Annotated in this window: 16 protein-coding genes and 2 pseudogenes; 6 read left to right on the top strand and 12 right to left on the bottom strand. The window is 62.4% G+C overall.

All coding sequences use genetic code 11. The features are described from left to right. Together antB and antA are read right to left on the bottom strand one after the other, a co-directional pair. Complete coding sequence (gene antB / locus LN139_RS10420; protein WP_236359824.1) at positions 1-492, bottom strand: anthranilate 1,2-dioxygenase small subunit; 492 nt, start codon at positions 490-492, stop codon at positions 1-3. Then, a pseudogene (gene antA, locus LN139_RS10415) lies at positions 489-1,876 on the bottom strand (anthranilate 1,2-dioxygenase large subunit). The gene antB and the pseudogene antA overlap by 4 nt, the downstream one beginning before the upstream one ends. A gap of 209 nt (positions 1,877-2,085) precedes the next feature. Between antA and LN139_RS10410 the strand changes: the two are divergent. After that, positions 2,086-3,057: an AraC family transcriptional regulator gene (locus tag LN139_RS10410; protein ID WP_236359823.1), complete on the top strand. Its 972-nt coding sequence runs from the start codon at positions 2,086-2,088 to the stop codon at positions 3,055-3,057. A 59-nt stretch (positions 3,058-3,116) separates the two neighbouring features. On the opposite strand, the gene LN139_RS10405 is transcribed toward LN139_RS10410, so the two are convergent. Next, positions 3,117-4,142, bottom strand: a complete 1,026-nt coding sequence (locus LN139_RS10405) for an AraC family transcriptional regulator (RefSeq protein ID WP_236359822.1) — start codon at positions 4,140-4,142, stop codon at positions 3,117-3,119. A 181-nt stretch (positions 4,143-4,323) separates the two neighbouring features. Next, the gene (locus LN139_RS10400; protein ID WP_236359821.1) at positions 4,324-5,208 is read right to left on the bottom strand and encodes a LysR family transcriptional regulator; all 885 of its coding nucleotides are present in this window, start codon (positions 5,206-5,208) and stop codon (positions 4,324-4,326) included. A 130-nt stretch (positions 5,209-5,338) separates the two neighbouring features. Between LN139_RS10400 and LN139_RS10395 the strand changes: the two genes are divergently transcribed. The 4 genes from LN139_RS10395 to LN139_RS25630 all read left to right on the top strand — a co-directional run bounded on the left by LN139_RS10395 (position 5,339) and on the right by LN139_RS25630 (position 8,768). Beyond that, positions 5,339-6,460, top strand: coding sequence for a muconate cycloisomerase family protein (locus LN139_RS10395; RefSeq protein WP_236359820.1), 1,122 nt, complete (start codon positions 5,339-5,341; stop codon positions 6,458-6,460). A gap of 13 nt (positions 6,461-6,473) precedes the next feature. After that, positions 6,474-6,764 (top strand): muconolactone Delta-isomerase, encoded by a 291-nt coding sequence (gene catC / locus LN139_RS10390; RefSeq protein WP_236359819.1) that lies wholly within the window; start codon positions 6,474-6,476, stop codon positions 6,762-6,764. Between the two features lie 643 nt (positions 6,765-7,407). Then, a complete protein-coding gene (locus LN139_RS10385) occupies positions 7,408-7,812 on the top strand; it encodes an SMI1/KNR4 family protein (RefSeq protein ID WP_236359818.1) in 405 nt (134 codons plus the stop codon). A gap of 890 nt (positions 7,813-8,702) precedes the next feature. Beyond that, the gene (locus tag LN139_RS25630; RefSeq protein ID WP_442964427.1) at positions 8,703-8,768 is read left to right on the top strand and encodes a hypothetical protein; all 66 of its coding nucleotides are present in this window, start codon (positions 8,703-8,705) and stop codon (positions 8,766-8,768) included. 335 nt (positions 8,769-9,103) lie between these two features. On the opposite strand, the gene LN139_RS10380 is transcribed toward LN139_RS25630, so the two are convergent. The 3 genes from LN139_RS10380 to LN139_RS10370 all read right to left on the bottom strand — a co-directional run bounded on the left by LN139_RS10380 (position 9,104) and on the right by LN139_RS10370 (position 11,969). Then, positions 9,104-9,778, bottom strand: coding sequence for a hypothetical protein (locus LN139_RS10380; protein WP_329611047.1), 675 nt, complete (start codon positions 9,776-9,778; stop codon positions 9,104-9,106). A gap of 308 nt (positions 9,779-10,086) precedes the next feature. Then, positions 10,087-10,470 carry a hypothetical protein gene (locus LN139_RS10375; protein WP_236359816.1) on the bottom strand — a complete coding sequence of 128 codons (384 nt, stop codon included), beginning with the start codon at positions 10,468-10,470 and terminating at the stop codon, positions 10,087-10,089. Between the two features lie 50 nt (positions 10,471-10,520). Next, complete coding sequence (locus LN139_RS10370; RefSeq protein WP_236359815.1) at positions 10,521-11,969, bottom strand: aminotransferase-like domain-containing protein; 1,449 nt, start codon at positions 11,967-11,969, stop codon at positions 10,521-10,523. A 110-nt stretch (positions 11,970-12,079) separates the two neighbouring features. Between LN139_RS10370 and LN139_RS10365 the strand changes: the two genes are divergently transcribed. Next, a complete protein-coding gene (locus LN139_RS10365) occupies positions 12,080-12,685 on the top strand; it encodes a LysE family translocator (RefSeq protein WP_236359814.1) in 606 nt (201 codons plus the stop codon). Here the strand turns inward: LN139_RS10365 and glpT are convergent. The 5 genes and pseudogenes from glpT to LN139_RS10340 all read right to left on the bottom strand — a co-directional run bounded on the left by glpT (position 12,658) and on the right by LN139_RS10340 (position 18,185). Then, entirely contained in the window at positions 12,658-13,992 is a 1,335-nt protein-coding gene (gene glpT, locus LN139_RS10360) for a glycerol-3-phosphate transporter (protein WP_236359813.1), read from the bottom strand. The genes LN139_RS10365 and glpT overlap by 28 nt on opposite strands. A 125-nt stretch (positions 13,993-14,117) precedes the next feature. Continuing rightward, a complete protein-coding gene (locus tag LN139_RS10355) occupies positions 14,118-14,459 on the bottom strand; it encodes a hypothetical protein (RefSeq protein ID WP_236359812.1) in 342 nt (113 codons plus the stop codon). An 84-nt stretch (positions 14,460-14,543) separates the two neighbouring features. Next, entirely contained in the window at positions 14,544-15,602 is a 1,059-nt protein-coding gene (locus LN139_RS10350) for a tetratricopeptide repeat protein (RefSeq protein WP_236359811.1), read from the bottom strand. A gap of 54 nt (positions 15,603-15,656) precedes the next feature. Continuing rightward, entirely contained in the window at positions 15,657-16,565 is a 909-nt protein-coding gene (locus tag LN139_RS10345) for a hypothetical protein (protein WP_236359810.1), read from the bottom strand. Next, positions 16,562-18,185 (bottom strand): annotated as a pseudogene (locus tag LN139_RS10340) (NADP-dependent glyceraldehyde-3-phosphate dehydrogenase). Before LN139_RS10340 ends, LN139_RS10345 begins: the two are co-directional and overlap by 4 nt. Between the last annotated feature and the right edge of the window lie 38 nt (positions 18,186-18,223).

Here is an 18,223-nt window from a genome sequence, read left to right as displayed (position 1 = left end):
TCAGAGGTGGTAGAAATCCAGCACGGAATCGATGGTGTCGTTGAGCAGCACCACGTGCTTGCGGCGGATGCGAAAGTGCTCGCCGTCCTGGCGCAGCAGGTAGGTGCAATGGCCGAAGAAGCTGCCCTGGCGGCCTTGCCGGGCGTACAGCGTGTGCCAGACCACGCGGGCTTCGAACTGCTCATTCTCAAGCGCGCGCACCCGCAGGTTGCTGATCTGATGCAGGGTGCGCGGCAGCGGTGTGGACGCCGCAGACTTGCCGGTGCGCAGGCGGAACACCCGGTCTTCCAGGCCCGAGCGGTCTTCGTAGTAGATGTACGACAGGCCCTGGTTGGGGTCCTGGACGTAGCGGTGTTCGCTTTCCCATTGCGGCAGATGGAACTCGCTGTCCGGATCGAACAGCTCAAGGTAGGCGTCCCAGTCCTGAGCGTCGCAGAGTTCGGCCTTGTGCAGCAGGAATTGCTCGATGCTGAAGTGAAGGTTGAGGTTCATGCCTGGGCCTCCTTCGGTTGCAGCGCCTGGCGGGCCAGCCCCTCGAGCAGCAGGCGCTGCCAGGTGCCGTGCTGGTTGACGTAGAGCCCTTCGTGAGTGAATTCGCGGCCGGTCAGCACCGGCTGGATGCCCAGCGCTTCGCTGTTGGGCGTGGCGCCCTCGGCCCAGCGGTGATGGCCGCGGGAGATGTCGCTCCAGCGCTCCAGGCGCGCCTGGAAGCCACGCTGCTGTTCACGGAATTCCACCAGGTCGTCCGGCGTGCCCATGCCCAGACGTTGAAGAAATCCTCGAACTGGCGGATGCGATTGCGCCGGTCGGCCGCAGACTCGCCCTTGACTCCGATGCACTGGCTGGTGACTTCGGTCTTGTTCCAGGCCACTGGGCGCACGATGCGCAACTGCGAGCTGATCTGGTCCATGAAGAACAGGCTGGGGTAGATGTTCAGGTTGCGCAGGCGATGCATCATCCACTCGGCGCGGACCTGGCCGTGCTCCTCGATCAACCGTGGCATGACGCTGGCGTAGCCGGGGCGCACGGTGGGGTTGGGCATGTCGCTGAACAGCACGCTGTGGCCATTGTGGAAGCTGAACCAGCCGTCGTCGGTTTCGGCGTCGCCCGCGCCCAGCTTGCTGTAGTCCAGGGTGCTGTCGCCCTGGCCCTTTTCGGCGTTGACCTGCTGGCGGTGCTGCACCGTGGACACGTAGTTGTAGTGCACGGTCGACACGTGGTAACCGTCCAGGCCGTTCTCGTTCTGCAGTTTCCAGTTGCCGTCGTAGGTGTAGGTGGACTTGCCTGCCAGCACCTCCAGTTCACCGGTGGGCGACTGCGCCACCATCATGTCGAAAAAGATCCGTGCATCGCCGAGGAAGTCTTGCAGCGAGTCGCTGGCGTGGGTGTTCAGGCTGATGAACACGAAACCCTTGTAGCTCTCGATGCGCGCCTTGCGCAGGCCACGGGTGGCCTTGTCGAAGCCTTCGGGGTATTCGCCGGGGGCCTTGACCTTCACCAGGCGGCCGTCGCTCTTGTAGCACCAGGCATGGAACGGGCAGGTGAAGGTGGATTGGTTGCCTGCACCGTGGCGCGTCAGGGTGGCGCCGCGGTGCTGGCAGGCGTTGATCAGTGCGTGCAGCTCACCGTTGCCATCGCGGGTGATGATCATCGGCTGGCGCCCGGCGCGCATCGTGATGAAGTCGTTGGGCTTGGCGATTTCGCTTTCGTGGCAGGCGTAGATCCACTGCTTCTCGAAAATCAGCTCCATCTCCAGGTCGAACAGCTCAGGCTCGGTGAAGATGTCGCGGGCGACGCGATAGACCCCTTCGACGGGGCGGAAGTCCAGGCAATCCCGGACGTAGTCTTGCCATTGGCTCAGGTTGCGGGCGCTCATCGGGCGTGTCCTCGTTTTTGGAGTTCTGTGCTCGATTCAAGCGCGGGCGGCGGGGGGGCTCTAGCCGGTTAGTGGGCGTTGACCAGCCATTTTTTCCGCCTTTGCAGGGTGCGGATGGCGCCGGTGCGAATAGCTGCACAAACTGGATAGTGGGCAAGGGCGGTTGCGCCCGACAATCGAGCCAGCCCAGCCAGCCCGAGGAAACGCTCATGCACAGCGCAATCGCCACCCTGCACAACCGCTGTGCGGAACTGGCCCAGGCCCAGCAATGGATGAGTGCCATCTGCGGCCCCCACCAGTTGCGCACCCGGCACCCCGAGCAGCTTTGCTTCAGCCACCTCGGCGCGCGCCTGCCAGCGCTGGGCACGGTGCTGGGGCGCATCGCCTACGGCACGGCGGTGAACATCGGTATCCGCTCCCTCGACGCCTACAGCATCAGCCTGCCGTTGCGCGGGCGGCAGCGCTTGCGCAGCGGCCGTGAACAGCTGCGTTCGGATGCCGGCTGCGGGCTGGTGGTGTCACCCCTTGAAGCGCATTCGCTGGAACTGGGCGGCGACTGTGAGAAGCTTCAGGTGGTGGTGCGCCGGCAGGCGCTGGAAGAGGTGGCCGAAGGCATGTTGCAGCGTCCATTGCGTGAGCCGATCCGCTTTCAAGGGCAGATGGATATCGGCCGCGAGGAGGTGGCCGCCTGGTGGCTGAGCGTGCGCCAGTTGCTGGATAACTGGCCGCAGCTCAGCGCGCTGTACGCCCAGCCACGCCTGGCCCGCGACATGGAAAGCCTGCTGATCCGCGCGCTGCTGCTGGCGCAGCCGAACAACTGCTCCGATGAACTGGCCGAGGGCGGGCAGGAGCGCGTGCCGCATTACCTGGTGCGCGCCCGGCAGTTTCTTCAGGAGCATGCCCGTGAGCCGCTGCGCCTGGATGACCTGGAGCACGCCGCCGGGGTATCCCGGGAAAAGCTCTTCGATGGGTTTCGGCGCCATCATGGGCTGACACCCATGGCCTATCTGAAGCACTACCGGCTGACTTCGGTACGCAGCGAGCTGCTGCGCGGCGGCACGGCAGCGAGTGTGTCGAATGTGGCGCTGGAGTGGGGGTTCGGGCACCTGGGGCGGTTTGCCAGCGATTACCGCAAGGCGTTTGGCGAGTCGCCGTCCGGCACGTTGGCGCGTTTGCGCTGACCTTCGCCTCGTGAACGCGTGTTGAGCGCCCTCGCACCCGGGCGCTCAAGATCGAAGTTTCAAGACACCCGAAACCGCCGCGTCGCCGAAGGCAATTCCCCATACCGCCGCTTGTACTCCTGGGCAAACCGCCCCAGGTGAGCGAACCCCCATTTGAATGCCACGTCCGTCACCAGCGCCTGTTCGTTGCTGGTCAGCTCTTCGTGCACCCGCTCCAGGCGCAATTCGCGCAGGTAAGCCATCGGGCTGGTATTGCGAAAGCTGCGGAAACCGGCGAACAGCGTGCGCACGCTGACCCCGGCTTGCTCGGCCAGCGATTCGACGCTCAGTGGCTCATGCAGGTGCTCGCGGATGTACGCTTCGGTGCGCTTGATGAAGTAGGGCGAGACGTTCTTCTGCGCCGGGCGCTCCAGCGTGTCCAGCACGCTGTGCTGCTGCCCGTAGAGCAGGGAGTTGAGCAGCGCCGATTCGAACTGCTTGAGCACCAGTGGCTGGTGCAATGGGTGCTCGGGGCTGCCGATGGCACTGGCCAGAGTGTTGAGCAGTTGCAGAAAGTACGCCGCGCCCGGCCGCGAGAAGTCCAGGCGCGGGTCGAATTGCGGCAGGCGCTGGCTGGCCTGGGCAATGTGCTGGCGGCAGTGGTAGGCCATGTCGGCCTGCTCGATGCGCAGGGTCAGCTGGGGCGAGTGCCCTTGCCAGCGCATGCGCGCGGGCAACGTGGGCGACAGCAGCGAGGCGACCTGGGGCGAAGACTCGAACTCGAAGCCCTCGCAGCGGATCAGCGCGCCGCCCTGGATAGGGATCTGGATCAGGTAGAAGTCTTCCAGGCGGCCGGGGTCGATATCCACTTCAGTGGCGTATTCCAGGCGGCTCAGGGCCAGGCCGCCGCGGGCGACGTGGTGCATGCTGGCACCGACCGTTTCGCTTCCGCGCACGGCGGCCAGCTCATGGGGTTTGAAGATGCGCCCGACACTGCTGCGCACGCTGTCCAGGTCGTAATGCAGGAACAACTGGTTCTGTTGGGTGAACAGCTGCAAATCACTGAAGCATTCACCGCTCGCAAGGCTTGCTGGGTTGGAGATCATTGTCACCTCTCGTTACACAGGCAACCACGCTTGCACGCTTTCGGGCAGCCGATCCTGCAGTGACCGGAGGGTCGTTGCAGGATCTGGATAATGACCGGGCGGCAATGTGATCCTTGGTGCCGATCACCGTCGGCTTGCCTGTCTCCGAGCAAGGAACAGACCAACTTGCCGCTGAGGGAGGTTATCGGCCTCGTTCTGCCAGCAACCCCTCGATCAGTTCCAGGCAGCGCTGCAACTCAGGCCCCGCGTCATCCTTGCGCCGGCTGAGGATGATCGGGCTGACGGCTTCGCTGTCGCTGACGGCGATGTATTCAAGGTCAGCGCGATGCTGTTGGCGCACCGAAGTGGGCGCCAGGGCAATGCCAAGCCCAGCCGCAACGAGCCCCAGTGCCGTCTGCAATTCGTTGCTCCACTGCCCGACCTTGATGCTCAAGCCCTGTTGGGCGAACAGCGCCAGCAGGTGGTCGGCATAGCTGGGCCGAGGGGTGGCGGGGTAGAGGACGAAGGGCTCGGCGGCCAGTTGCGCAAGGCTGGGCGTGGTGCCGCCCAGCGCATGGCCACGCGGCAGCACGGCCACCAGCGGTTCCTCGTACAACACCCGTTGCTCGATGGCCGCATCGTCGATGCGGATCCGCCCGAAGCCGATATCGATGCGCCCGGCCTTGAGCGCCTCGACCTGCTGCACCGTGGTCATCTCGGCCAGGTCCAGTTGCAGCTCGGCGTCGCCTCGCAGTTTGCGCGTCAGCTCCGGCAGCAACCCATACAAGGTCGAGGGCGCAAAACCGATACCCAGCCAGTGCCGCTGTCCCTGGCCGATGCGCCGGGTGGTGGCACCGATCTGCTCCAGTTGCTGGAGCAGGATGCTGGTCTGCTCATAAAAGTAGCGCCCCGCCTCGGTCAGGCGCAGCGGCCGCCCCCGCTCCACCAGCAACGTGCCGACTTCTTCTTCGAGCTGGCTGATCTGCCGGCTCAGCGGCGGCTGGGCCATATGCAGGCGTTCGGCGGCGCGGGTGAAGTTCAGGGTTTCGGCGAGCGCCTTGAAGTAACGCAGGTGGCGAAGCTCCATCAGACTTCCTGGGTATGGTGGCAGAGGTAAACGATATTGGATTGCCAGCCACCATCAGGCAATCCTTTGCCCGTCCATTCAACGAAGACAGCAGCGCGATGGCGCCGCCCGCCACGAGGTTTCCAGGCACATGAGCCATGCAGTGATCGAACAGGTTGAGGCGGTGATCGTCGACCTGCCCACCATCCGCCCGCACAAGCTGGCGATGCACACCATGCAGCAGCAGACGCTGGTGATCCTGCGGCTGCGCTGCAGCGACGGTATCGAGGGCATCGGCGAGGCGACCACCATCGGTGGGCTGGCCTACGGCTATGAAAGCCCGGAAAGCATCAAGGCCAATATCGACGCGCACCTGGCCCCGGCCCTGGTCGGCATGGCAGCGGTCAATATCAACGCGGCCATGCTCAAGCTGGACAAGCTCGCCAAGGGCAACACTTTCGCCAAGTCCGGCCTGGAAAGCGCCTTGCTCGACGCCCACGGCAAGCGCCTGGGCCTGCCGGTGAGTGAGCTGCTGGGTGGGCGCGTACGCGACAGCCTGGAAGTGGCCTGGACCCTTGCCAGTGGCGATACCGCCCGGGATATCGCCGAGGCCGAACAGATGCTGGAACTGCGCCGACACCGCATCTTCAAGCTCAAGATCGGTGCCAACCCGCTGGAGCAGGACCTCAAGCACGTGGTGGCGATCAAGAAGGCGCTGGGCAATTACGCCAGCGTGCGCGTGGATGTGAACCAGTACTGGGACGAATCCCAGGCCATCCGCGGCTGCCAGGTGCTGGGCGAACACGGCATCGACCTGATCGAACAGCCGATCTCGCGGGCCAACCGCACCGGCCAGGTGCGCCTGAACCGGCGCAGCCCTGCGCCGATCATGGCCGATGAATCCATCGAAAGCGTCGAAGACGCCTTGAGCCTGGCCGCCGACGGTGCTGCCAGCATCTTCGCCCTGAAGATCGCCAAGAACGGCGGCCCCCGCGCCGTGCTGCGCACTGCGCAGATCGCCGAGGCGGCGGGCATCGCCCTGTACGGCGGGACCATGCTCGAAGGCTCGGTCGGCACCCTGGCTTCAGCCCACGCCTTCCTCACCCTGCGCCAGCTGACCTGGGGCACCGAACTGTTCGGCCCGTTGCTGCTGACCGAGGAGATCGTGCGCCAAGCGCCGGTGTACCGCGACTTCGAGCTGCATGTGCCGAACACCCCAGGCTTGGGCCTGGCCCTCGACGAGGCGCAATTGTCGCGCTTCGCCCGCCGTTGATAAGGAAACCACCATGCTGTTCCACGTAAAGATGACGGTAAAACTGCCAGCCGACATGGCCCCGGCTCAAGCCACTCAGCTCAAGGCCGACGAAAAGGCACTGGCGCAGAACCTCCAGCGCGACGGCACCTGGCGCCACCTCTGGCGCATCGCCGGGCATTACGCCAACTACAGCGTTTTCGATGTGCCGAGCGTCGAGGCGCTGCATGATCTGCTGATGCAGTTGCCGCTGTTTCCCTATATGGAGATCGAGATTGACGGGTTGTGCCGGCATCCGTCTTCGATTCGTGAGGATGATCGCTGAGAACCGCAGGGGTGGTGGGCGGCTTTCGCGAATAGATGATCTGCGAAATGGAAGGTGAGCTTGGCCGTTTCTTTGCCTGTTCCGCCTTGCCTGGCCGCTTCTGAAATGCATTTCTGCAGAGCCACTCCACTTCCGTTTCTACATCAGTGCAGCATCCTGCTTGGCGGCTGACGTTTCATAAGAACTGTCGGCAATAGATGTAGTTGAGGGAGAGAGAAGTTTGAAAAAGTATCTGGCTTTTGAATTTTACTGTTTGCTATTTTGATCTGTGTCAATTTCCAAGCGTAGATGGGTCCTGGCAATTGTTCTGTTATCACGCATTTTCCTCGCACCTTAAAGGCCGTCAGTTCAATCATCTGAAAAAATTATTCGGTGCCGGCCCGGCGAGTCTTCGGCACTACTTCAGTGCTGATCTCATAAGGTGGAAAGCTTGGAAAAAAATCACCCCGCGAGGATATGTCTGGCATCATCTGGAGGATCATGATCCAAAACAGATAGGGGTACAATGCAACGGGGGAGCGAAACGCTGACAGGGGGATGCCGTTTACAGGGGAGTACCATAATACAAAGAGGCGACTGGAAAAGCTTATATCTTTCCGGCACGTGGAAATTCCACTGTTATTGCAAGAAGAGGAACAGCAGGATGTTAGTACTCAAAGAGTCTGAAGCCGAGATAAGCTTAGGCGATTTTCAAGAGATTGAAAAAATTGTAAAAGGAAACCTACCCTCAATCTTCAAACGTCTTTATATAAAAAACAATGGTGGTTTTCCAGAGGTTACTCGCCTGGAAGTTGATGATTTCATTTACAGTATCAACGGTTTTCATTCAGTCAGGTACGGTCGATTACCTATAGATAAACTGATTCTAGATTTTTATCAAGCTTGGCCTGAATTAAAAGGGTTTGTTCCTTTTGCCTATGATGATGGAGGCAATGAATTTATGTTGTGCTTGAATGAAGATGGCTATGAAAATGTTTTTTTATGGCTGGCAGATGAGCGCCGACTCGAAAAAGTTTGCTGCAGTTTTGAGGCTTTTTGTCAGCGTTAGATGCATCATCTTAATGAGTGAAAGGAAAATACTTGAGCAGGTGATCTTCCAACATTGGGTGTTTTCAGCATGCTGAAAATGCTGCTGGTAAAAGAAAAGCGGCTACTGAGAACCAGAGCCGCTGTACTACTCGGGTAGTAAGCCGGGCTAGCCCCGCGAGAGAGAGGGAAATTGCCGCCCGCCCCAGGCGGTGACTACTTGCAGCAGAAATCTCTTGGGGATTAAAAACTGTTCGCCTCCTGGAGCGTATTTAGCTTCTCCATAATTCGTGATTTTGCGGTGTCTAATGCTGCAGGATTAGTTTTGGCCGATAGCTTTTCCCGAGATTTGTTGCCTAGGAAATAGCTGATTCGCTCTGCGTTGGCGCCAGATGGGTTTCAACCTGGCGACGTAAGCTGGGGCGACTGAGGATGGCTGGGCTGCCGCTGTAATTCTGACCGTCTATGAAAACTGGATAGCGCAACGCTGAAGTGTAGTGCACCAGATGACGGTGCGTATCGAAGAGTCGAGCGCAGCTGCCGATGCCTAGCAGCGTGTGGACACCTACGTGATCGAGCATGTTGACCAAGTTGTTTTGCATAGGCCCAGCAAAGCTTGCGGTTGCCTTGGCAGCTTCCCTAGCCTGCTCGATGGAGGCGCCTTGGCGAAGTTGTTTGGTAAGCGCTCCATGAACCCCACATTCAAAGTCGCTGCTTGATCCCGGATGCTGTGCTCCCGATTTCTTTCTGGAGCCCGCCAACCATGATGCGTCCCGATGCAAGAGTCGAAAAAGTGTATCTGTACCCCAAGCCCGTCGGCTTTCCGTGCTCTTCGTCTTCCTCAACAAGCCACGCAACCGCTTGAAAATCTTGTACTAGGAACGCAACGGCTTCTGCCTTTGGCTCAAGCGCCTGGAGTCTGAGCGTTTCAAAACATCGCCCGATCAGACCGACGAAGCAATTGTTCTGACTGTCTAGGAACTCAACCGGATGCTCGACGGTTTTGACCTTATGGCGTAACCGTCCTCATCACGTTTTGACGCCGGGATTTGTGGCGTGATTCCGTATAATCCAGGGCATGAGAAAACCTCCCTGACGATCTTCAACTTCTCAAGCAGATGCTTGCGAAGAGGCAGTCGCGGGTCGGTTTTCTTGAGGAGGAAAACGCGCTGCTGCGTTAGCTCTTGTTCGGACGTAAGTCCGAGCAGACGGCTGATCCTGCCATGCCTCAGAATTTGCCATTTCCGTTGACCTTCGCGCCGAAATCATTATCGGCGCGCACAACGATCTTATCTAGCCCTTTTTGCACCTGTTCAACTCTTCAATGCTGGTAAAGACAGCACTTCATCGTACTGTCGCCAGTCTTCCCTTGCTCGCTTTAGCACACCTTGCATTAGCTCGTCCAATTCAGGCACCGGCTGCTCGGGCGGCAATTGGTCAAAGGGCGCGGCCATCAGCGGATGATTAATCTTCAGCGGATTGACTAATCCTTCCCACTGACGCAGGCGCAGGATATAGATAATTTCCACCGGCACGCGCTCCAAGTGCCAGTCCTGATTGAAGTCGTAGGAATTCTTCTGGCTCTCTTTGCCGGTTTGCCAAGTGTGGCGGTCACACGCAGCCAACAGGCAGGGCAGAAGGTCATCAGGGCTGGGAGTGCGCCACTTGGCCAACAAGGCTTCGTAGATGGGTTCGTCGTAAGCATAAGCAGGCCATTGATGCGAGACATCGCCCACCCAATCGGCAAATACACGTAGCATAAAGGCTTGGGCGCGGCGGTGTTGCTCTTCGTACTCAACCACTAATTGATGCCCACGCTTGAGAGCCGCATGGGTGAGATAGCCCTGATGGATGACGGCGTCCTTCCAGCCCACGATCGCCATGGCGGCCATCATATTCGTGGCAGTTTGGATGCTGAAGTTTTGGCGGCGTCGATCATTGCCTGCCGCTTTGCCAATAATGTCGAACTGACCCGCCCAGAAGAACAACTGCCAAATTCCCACTTGGTAATATCGCAGCCAATGGACCAATTTCAGAAGCCATTGCGGATTATCTGGTGCGGTTGCCAAGACCTTGTGCGCTCGTGTGACTGCCATCCATTCGGAGCTACTACGCGTAACGTTGTCACTATTCGGTACAGGCATTGATGGCTTCGCAAATGCATCGCCGCGCTCAACATATTCACGAATGCCATTCAACTCGTATTCATCTGAGACGTGTGGCCCCTTGGCTATGCGCCCTAGCACACTCTTGTAGGAGGGCCATTTCGGATTTATGCCCAAGCGCTCGCGCTGAATTACTTCTTGTTCCATGGTTCCACCTTAGATTCTGCTACACCTGTTTGACCGGGAGCGGGAACACCGACTTTGACTGTTACACCTTGAACCTTGGCTTTTCCTGAATCCAACGCCGCTTGTAAAGAATCGCGTAAAGCAGGATCAGAGTCGGCAATTGATTTATTAGCCAGCCACCCCACCAACCGCGTCCTCGAATCCCCATGCGGTGTACCGGCCTTACTCACGCCATTCACCGAAGACTTCGCATCCATCACCATCACGGTAATCGTATCGCCATTGATCCCCATTGATCGCCACTGCACAGCCATCACAGCCGTAAGCGCTCCAAGCAGCTCTTTCGGAACCTTCGGTAACTCTCGAACCGGTTTCTTTTTGGTTGGCATACATGCACCTCTTACTCATGTTATGCCCGAACACAAAATTTCTGACACCCTCAACTTACCTCGGAAACACCAGCCGCCTCACAAGCCAGCGCCCCCAACACTTTCATCCCATCGACATAGCGCTCATCCAGCACCTGCGCACAGGACAACCGAATGCAGTGCCTGTAGCGCGCGCCCTGTGAATACACCTGGCCGGGCATGATCACCACGCCCTCGGCCAGCGCTGCGCGAAACAGCGCCAGGCTGTCGACCCCAGCCGGCAATTCAAGCCACAGCAGAAAGCCTCCCTCTGGCTGCGTGGCGCGAGTGCCTTCGGGAAAATGACGCGCCACCAGCCCGCGCACACTCGCCACCTGCTGCTCATAGAGCCTGCGGATGCTGCGCAGGTGATGGTCGTAATGCCCGCTTTGCAGAAACGCCGCCAGCGATTGGCAGAGCAGTTCCGACTCACCGCCGCTGGAAGCAAATTTCAGGTGGCGCACGGCGGTGGCGTAGCGGCCGGCGTCGATCCAGCCCAGCCGGTAATCCGGGGCGATGGCCTTGGAGAAGCTTGAACACACCAGTATCCAGCCCTCGCTGTCGAAGGCGCGGGCGGCCGGGGCCGGCGGCTCGGCGTATTGCAGCTCGGAATAGACCATGTCCTCGATCACCGGCACCTGATGCTGCTGCGCCAGGGCCGCCAGGCGTTGCCGATTGGCCAGCGGCATGTTGCAGCCCAGCGGGTTGTGCACCGTCGGCATGCACACCAGCGCGTCGATGCGGCCGTCGGCCATGGCCTGCTCCAGCTCGTCCATCAACAGGCCATGGCGCGGGTGCGTCGGCAGCTCCAGTGCCTTGAGCCCGAGGCTGGCGAGCAGGTCGTAGATGTTGAAGTAGGCCGGCGCTTCGATGCCGACCGTGTCGCCGGGCCGGGTGCAGGCGCGCAGGGCCAGTTGCAGCGCCTCCATGGCGCCGTGGGTGATGACGATGTCCTCGGCGCGCAGGGCCATGCCCAGGCGCTGTGCGCGCAGCCGCACCTGTTCGCGCAGCGCCAGAGGGCCGGGGGGTAGTGCATAGCGGCTCAGCCACTCCGGCTGCTGGCGCAGCAGTTGTGCGGTGACCTTGGCCAGCCGCTCCTGCGGGTAGAAGCGTGGCCCCTTGGGAATGGCCAGTGCCAGGTTGAGCATGCCGGGCTGCGCCTGCGCCTCCATCACCTCCGCCAGCAATTGCTGCTGTGCGCTGCCCTGTACCTGGCTGGGCTGCCGGCGCAGCGACGCATCGGGCTCGGCCAGCACGCTGCGCACGTAAAAGCCCGACTGCGGCCGTGCGGCGATCAGGCCCTGGTCTTCGAGCAGCCGGTAGGCTGCCGTTACGGTGTTCAGGCTCAGCCCGCGCTGGCTTGCACATTCGCGAAGCGAGGGCAGGCCGCTGCCAGCGGGCAGGCGGCCTGCGTGGATGGCCTGGGCGAGTTCTTCGGCGAGCGCCTGGTAGCGGGTGCGGGGGGCGAGGGCTGTACTCATGGCGAAGGCTCGGCTGGCGGGAACTGTCACCATTGAAACACAGCTTCTCTGGATCTGTATCCATCTGTTACAGCTCGCTAGCATAGGCCCATCGACAAGGAGCCTGTGCCATGACCGAATTTCTCGCCCTGTTCAGCTACCTGCTGGTGATGATCATCACCCCCGGCCCGAACAACATCATGCTGACTGCTTCCGGCGCCAATTTCGGGGTGCGCCGCACGCTGCCGCACCTGTCCGGCATCCTGGTAGGCAATGCCACGCAGTTCTTCATCGGCACCCTGCTGCTGGCCGGCGCAGCCGGGGTGATGGACCCGATCCGCAAGCCACTGGCCGTGACCGGTTGCCTTTACTTGCTGTGGATCGCGCTCAAACTGGCCCGCGCCAGTGCCCCAGGGCGCAAGGCGATCGCCGAGCCGATCGGTTTTGTCGGCGGCATGCTGTTTCAGTGTGTGAACCCCAAGGCCTGGCTCATGGTGCTCAACGCCGGCGTGCTGTTCATGCCCAGCGGCGGCAAGCTGGTAGGCGCGCTCACCATCACCGCCACGGCCTTCTGCATCGGCGTGCCGTCATTGTTGACCTGGGTGTGGGGCGGTGAGCGCCTGCGGGTGTGGCTGGGCAACCCGCGGGCGTTGATGCTGTTCAACCTGTGCATGGCCGCGCTGCTGGCAGGCACGGCCTTCTGGCTGCTCTACGAGGAGCTGTGGCGCGGCGCCTGACGCAGCGTCGGCAACAGGAACACGATGGCCAGCACGCAACCGCTGACCAGCAGGATGAACCCGCCGTTCCAGCCGTAGTGGTCGACCACCTTGCCCATCAGCGCGCTGGCGGCCACCGAGCCGCCCAGGTAACCGAACAGGCCGGTGAAGCCCGCCGCGCTGCCGGCGGCCTTTTTCGGCGCCAGTTCAAGGGCCTGCAGGCCGATCAACATCACCGGGCCGTAGATCAGGAAACCGATGGTGAACAGCGCCGCCAGGTCCACCGCCGGGTGGCCGCTGGGGTTGAGCCAGTACACCAGCGTCGCGGCCGTTACCCCGAGCATGAAGACGATGCCGGTCAAGCCACGGTTGCCCTTGAACAGTTTGTCCGAGAGCCAGCCGCACAGCAGCGTGCCGGGGATGCCGGCCCACTCGTAGAAAAAGTAGGCCCAGGAGCTGGTGTCGACCGAATAGCCCTTGGCTTCCTTGAGGTAGGTCGGGGCCCAGTCGAGCACGCCGTAGCGCAGCAGGTAGACGAACACGTTGGCCAGGGCGATGTACCAGAGCATGCGGTTGCGCAGTACATGGTCGACGAAGATCTGCCGGGTGCTGAATTCCTTCTCGTGCGTGCTCTGGTAGCCCTCCGGATAATCGTTGCGGTATTGCTCCACCGGCGGCAGGCCGACCGATTGCGGGGTGTCGCGCATGGTCAGGAACGCAAAACCCGCCACCGCCACGGCCACGGTGGCCGGCACGTAGAACGCAGCGTGCCAGTCGTTGAACCAGGCAAGGCCGAGCAGGAACAGCGGCCCGATCAGGCCACCGCCCACGTTGTGGGCCACGTTCCATACCGACACCACCGAGCCGCGTTCCTTTTGCGACCACCAGTGCACCATGGTGCGCCCGCTCGGCGGCCAGCCCATGCCCTGGGCCCAGCCGTTCAGAAACAGCAGCACGAACATCACCCCGACGCTGGAGGTGGCCCACGGTGCGAAGCCGAACAGGAACATCACCCCCGCCGACATCAGCAGCCCTGCGGTGAGGAAGTAGCGCGGGTTGGAGCGGTCCGAAACCAGCCCCATCAAAAACTTCGACAGCCCATAGGCGATGGCCACCGCCGATAGCGCAACGCCCAGCTCGGCGCGGCTGTAGCCTTCCTCGACCAGGTAGGGAATGGCCAGCGAGAAGTTCTTGCGCAGCAGGTAGTAGCCGGCGTAACCAAAGAAAATGCCGGCGAAGATCTGCCAGCGCAGGCGCCGGTAGAGCGGGTCGACCTGGTCGGCGGGAAGGGGTGTGCGATGCGGGGCAGGGCGGAAGAGGGCGAACATTCAGACTCCGGGTCTGTAGCTATTGTCGGTCGATTATTACAATTCGATGACAATGCCGCCCTGCGTGAGGTGACGCATATGGTCGGCCAGGCGACATGCCTGGCCATTGCAACCGGGGTGTTCGATCAGCCGTTCACCCAGGCGCCCACGTGCCAGTGCCAGCCGTCTCCGCGCTGCTCCCAGTAAGGATGCACGTAGCGGTAGCCAGGGCGCACCGCTTCCCAGTGGCCACGGGTAGCAACGTAGCGGTTGCCGTTCCAGCGCCAGTAACCTCGGGCCCAGACGTACCCGGGGCGCGGCGCTGGCTCGACCTCGATCACTTCCTGAGGCGGCGGCTGCGGCGCCACCACTTCCTCCACATATTCCCGGCGCGGTGGTTCACGGTAGGCATAGCGGGGCGTTTCATGAACCACGCAACCACTGGCGCTGGCCAGCGCGACTACCAGGGCAATCAGACGAACTTTCATGGGAGCAAGCCTCATCGGCAAGTGATGACGACTTCTTTGTAACGCATTGTTGCTGTATGCAGACTGAACGAAGCTTCAGGCAGGTCAAAGGCCTTGTTGCAGCGCCGGGTCGTCCGGGTTCTGCCGTTCCAGCTCCGCTTGCAACACCTGCACGTTCTGCAGCTGGCCGCTTTGTTTCCAGTAATCGATCAGCGTCAGGCGAGCACGCCGGTTGGCAGGGTCGCGGCGCAGCAGTTCGTCGAGTTGGGTTTGCGCTGCGTCAAGCTGGTCCATGCCGTGCAGCGCCAGGGCGAGGTCGTAGCGGTAGTCGCCGGCGTCCGGCGCCAGCTCCACCGCGCGGGTCAGCGCCAGCAGGGCGAATTCCTCCTGCTGGTGCGCCAGCAGCCACAGGCCCAGCTGGTGCTGCATGAAGGCCGAATCCGGTTCGCGTTTGAGGGGCTCGGCCAGCACGGCGCGGGCTTTGTCGGGCTGGCCTTCGAGGTCAAGGGCGCGGGCTTTCATCACCACCGCATCAAGGTCGCCCGGCGTGAGCGCAAGCACTCGCTCCACCGCCAGCATCGCTTGCTGGTAGTCGCCATCGTGGAGGTAGATGCGCGCAAGTTCAGCTTGCGAGGCGGGTTTATCGTGCTCGTTTTCGAGGGTTTTGACGTAGTCGTCGAGCACTGCCTGCAACGGGCCGAAGTAAACCCCCAGGTCATCGGGCGCAAGGTTCATCAGCGCGCGCGCAGCGTGGTAGCGCACGTCGGCCATAGGGTCGTCGAGCAACGGGCCGAGCAGCTTGGCGCGGCCGTTGCCCTGCGCCAGTTCGCTGACTGCATCGATCGCCGCATGGCGCACCAGCAGGTCGCCTTCGAGCAGGTCGGCCTTGGCCAGGGCCAATGCCCGCGCGCTCGGGTAATGGGGCAGCTCGGCATAGAGCTTGGCGCGGCGGTCGGCGGTGAGATCAGTGCGTGCCAGCTGCTGGTAGAGCACGCGGGCGGCGCCCGGCTGGCCCTGACGGGCCTGCTCCAGCGCTTGCGAATAGCTGTGTTTGGCGGCCTCGGTGGGGGCTTGCGCAGGTTGCGGGCGCGCCCACCACGCCAGCGCGGCCACGCACAGCACCACCAGCAGGCTGATCAAGGCATAGCGTGAGGCTTTAGGCATGGCAGGGCCCTGGCAGGGAAAAGGGCGACAGCTTACGGCTGCCCGCCTGAGGCATCAACCCGGGTTCAACGCCTGGCGCCCCTCGGTGGACGGGAACACACAGCTGACCTCATGGGCACATTCGGGCACCACCGCCAGCGGCGCCTGCACGCTCTGGGTGAAGGCCTCGGCGCGTGCCCGGCGGCTGTCGCCTTGCGCCTGGGCGGCGCAGCTGCGGTCAAGGATGCGGTCGTGAGCGCCAGGCGCATCGCCCTGGTCGCGTTCGCCGACCAGGTAGGTGATATCGGCCTGGCGGTAATGCTGGCGCGCCTTTTCGGCATCGAAAGGCAGCCAGGCGGGCAACTGCTCGAAGCCGTACTTCCACTGGTTCTGCTCAGGGCAACCGGCCTGTGGCTGCGGCCGCTGCTCGCTCTGGTAAAGCCAGGTGCCGGGCGAGGCGACCACGAAGCGCAAGTGCATACCCGCAGGCGCCGGCGCGGCAAAAGCTGCGTAGTGCTGCACCCACTGCGCTCCGGCAGAAAAACCGGCGAAGGTCACGCGCTGCACCTGTGGCCAGCGCCGGTGAACCTCGGCCACCAACTGGTCGATGGCGCCGAAGGCGGTCACCTCTGCCGCGTTACTGGCCGGCCCGCCGGTCAGCCAGGTGCTGCAGGTCCAGAGCAGGTCGCCGCGTTGTGCTTCGGGCTCGCCCCGGCTATGGCAACGGTCGGCGCGGCCTTCAGGCACCTGGAACAGCGGCGCCAGCACCAGCGTGCCTGGCGTGGCAGCGGTTTGCGCGGCTTCGAAGGTATGGCGTGCATCGCGAGGGTGGCCATGGAAGGCGATGATCGCCTCCCGTGGGTTGGCTGCCTGGTTGCTGTAGAACCCCAGCGTGCCTTGCCCCGGCACGGGCTCGAAATGCTCGAAGGTTGTTGCGCCCTGGGCCATCGGCGCCAGGGCCAGGCACCACCACAGCGCCTTCAAAACAGGTAGTCCGTGGTGAGGAAGCTGGAGCGGCGCTCTTGCAGGATGTCACTCACCAGTTGCTGATTGGCCGGAGTGAAGCGCGTGGCCACCAGGGTGCGGATGGAGAAGGTGCGCAGTGCGTCGTCTACCGAGAGCGTGCCTTCGGCCGAGTCCTTGCGCCCATTGAACGGGTACTGGTCTGGGCCCCGCTGGCACTGGGCATTGAGGTTGATGCGCCCGACCTGGTTGGCGAAGGTGTCCACCAGCCGGCCGATCAGTTCAGGGTCTTTGCCGAACAGGGAAAGCTGCTGGCCGTATTGCGAATCGAGCACGTAGTCGATCACCTCGTCGACCTCATCGAACGGCACGATGGGCACCACAGGGCCGAACTGCTCTTCGTGGTACACACGCATGCGCGCATCCACCGGGTAGAGCACCGCGGGGTAGAAGAACGACTCGCGCACCGTGCCGCCGCCCGGGTTAGCGACATGCGCGCCTTTGTCCAGGGCATCGGTCACCAGGCCTGCGAGGTAATCAGGCTTACCGGCTTCGGGCAGCGGGGTGAGCTGCACGCCGTCTTCCCACGGCATGCCCGGCTTGAGCCTGGCCAGGCGTGCGCAGAACTGTTCGGTGAAGCCTGAGCGATGCTGCGGTGCACGAAGAGGATCTTCAGCGCCGTGCAGCGTTGGCCGTTAAATGACAGCGCACCGGTCACTGCTTCTTCTACGGCATTGGGCAGGTCGGCGTCGGCGAGCACGATGCCGGGGTTTTTCGCATCCAGGCCCAGCGCCGAGCGCAGCCGGTGCGGTTTGGGGTGGAGTTTCTTGAGGTCAGCGGCGGCCTTGTGGGTGCCGATGAAGGCGAAGATATCGACTTTCCCGCTCTGCATCAGGGCGGTGACCGTCTCGCGGCCGCTGCCATAGATCACGTTGATGACCCCGGCAGGGAAGCTGTCACGGAAGGCTTCGAGCAGCGGCCGAATCAGCAGCACGCCGAACTTGGCCGGCTTGAACACCACGGTATTGCCCATGATCAGCGCCGGGATCAGCGTGGTGAAGGTTTCGTTGAGCGGGTAGTTGTAGGGGCCCATGCACAGCGCCACGCCCATCGGCACGCGGCGGATCTGCCCGAGTGTGCCCTGTTCGAGCTCGAAGCGGCTGGAGCGGCGGTCAAGTTCCTTGAGGGCATTGATGGTGTCGACGATGTAATCGCAGGTGCGGTCGAATTCCTTCTGCGCGTCCTTGAGGTTCTTGCCGATTTCCCACATCAGCAGAGTGACCACGGCCTCACGCTGCGCCCGCATGCGGGCCAGGAACCCTTCGACGTAGCCGATGCGCTCGGCCACCCGCAGGGTTGGCCAGGCGCCACGGCCTTTGTCGTAGGCGCGCACGGCAGCATCCAATGCAGTCAGCGCTGCCGCAGCGTCCAGCCGGGGTGTGGCGCCGAGCACCACTTGCTGGTCGCCTTCGGGGTGTGCAGGTAGATGGGGCTGCGCACTAGCGCCAGCGGGCCGGGCCACTGCTCGAAGCGCCCGTCCACCAGATACTCGCGCTGCTCTTGCGGTGCCCCGAGGCGGTAAGCCTCGGGGATTTCATCCGGTTGCGGGAAAAGCCGCGGCAGGCTGTGGGCTTCGGGCATGGCAATGACCTCCTTCGGGGCCGTGAACGAAGCCTTGA

The organism is Pseudomonas sp. KNUC1026 (assembly GCF_021650705.1).
GTDB lineage: Bacteria > Pseudomonadota > Gammaproteobacteria > Pseudomonadales > Pseudomonadaceae > Aquipseudomonas.
The sequence above is the reverse complement of the archived record's forward strand: the minus strand, read 5'-3'. Positions and strand labels throughout refer to the sequence as shown.

What these genes read in the sequence shown, in the direction of transcription:
- LN139_RS10365 (WP_236359814.1), top strand. Translation starts at nt 12,080, where the DNA reads ATGACCGAATTTCTCGCCCTGTTCAGCTACCTGCTGGTGATGATCATC.
- LN139_RS10355 (WP_236359812.1), bottom strand. Translation starts at nt 14,459, where the DNA reads ATGAAAGTTCGTCTGATTGCCCTGGTAGTCGCGCTGGCCAGCGCCAGT.
- LN139_RS10410 (WP_236359823.1), top strand. Translation starts at nt 2,086, where the DNA reads ATGCACAGCGCAATCGCCACCCTGCACAACCGCTGTGCGGAACTGGCC.
- LN139_RS10370 (WP_236359815.1), bottom strand. Translation starts at nt 11,969, where the DNA reads ATGAGTACAGCCCTCGCCCCCCGCACCCGCTACCAGGCGCTCGCCGAA.
- antB (WP_236359824.1), bottom strand. Translation starts at nt 492, where the DNA reads ATGAACCTCAACCTTCACTTCAGCATCGAGCAATTCCTGCTGCACAAG.
- LN139_RS10350 (WP_236359811.1), bottom strand. Translation starts at nt 15,602, where the DNA reads ATGCCTAAAGCCTCACGCTATGCCTTGATCAGCCTGCTGGTGGTGCTG.
- LN139_RS10400 (WP_236359821.1), bottom strand. Translation starts at nt 5,208, where the DNA reads ATGGAGCTTCGCCACCTGCGTTACTTCAAGGCGCTCGCCGAAACCCTG.
- LN139_RS10385 (WP_236359818.1), top strand. Translation starts at nt 7,408, where the DNA reads ATGTTAGTACTCAAAGAGTCTGAAGCCGAGATAAGCTTAGGCGATTTT.
- LN139_RS10405 (WP_236359822.1), bottom strand. Translation starts at nt 4,142, where the DNA reads ATGATCTCCAACCCAGCAAGCCTTGCGAGCGGTGAATGCTTCAGTGAT.
- glpT (WP_236359813.1), bottom strand. Translation starts at nt 13,992, where the DNA reads ATGTTCGCCCTCTTCCGCCCTGCCCCGCATCGCACACCCCTTCCCGCC.
- LN139_RS10375 (WP_236359816.1), bottom strand. Translation starts at nt 10,470, where the DNA reads ATGCCAACCAAAAAGAAACCGGTTCGAGAGTTACCGAAGGTTCCGAAA.
- catC (WP_236359819.1), top strand. Translation starts at nt 6,474, where the DNA reads ATGCTGTTCCACGTAAAGATGACGGTAAAACTGCCAGCCGACATGGCC.
- LN139_RS10395 (WP_236359820.1), top strand. Translation starts at nt 5,339, where the DNA reads ATGAGCCATGCAGTGATCGAACAGGTTGAGGCGGTGATCGTCGACCTG.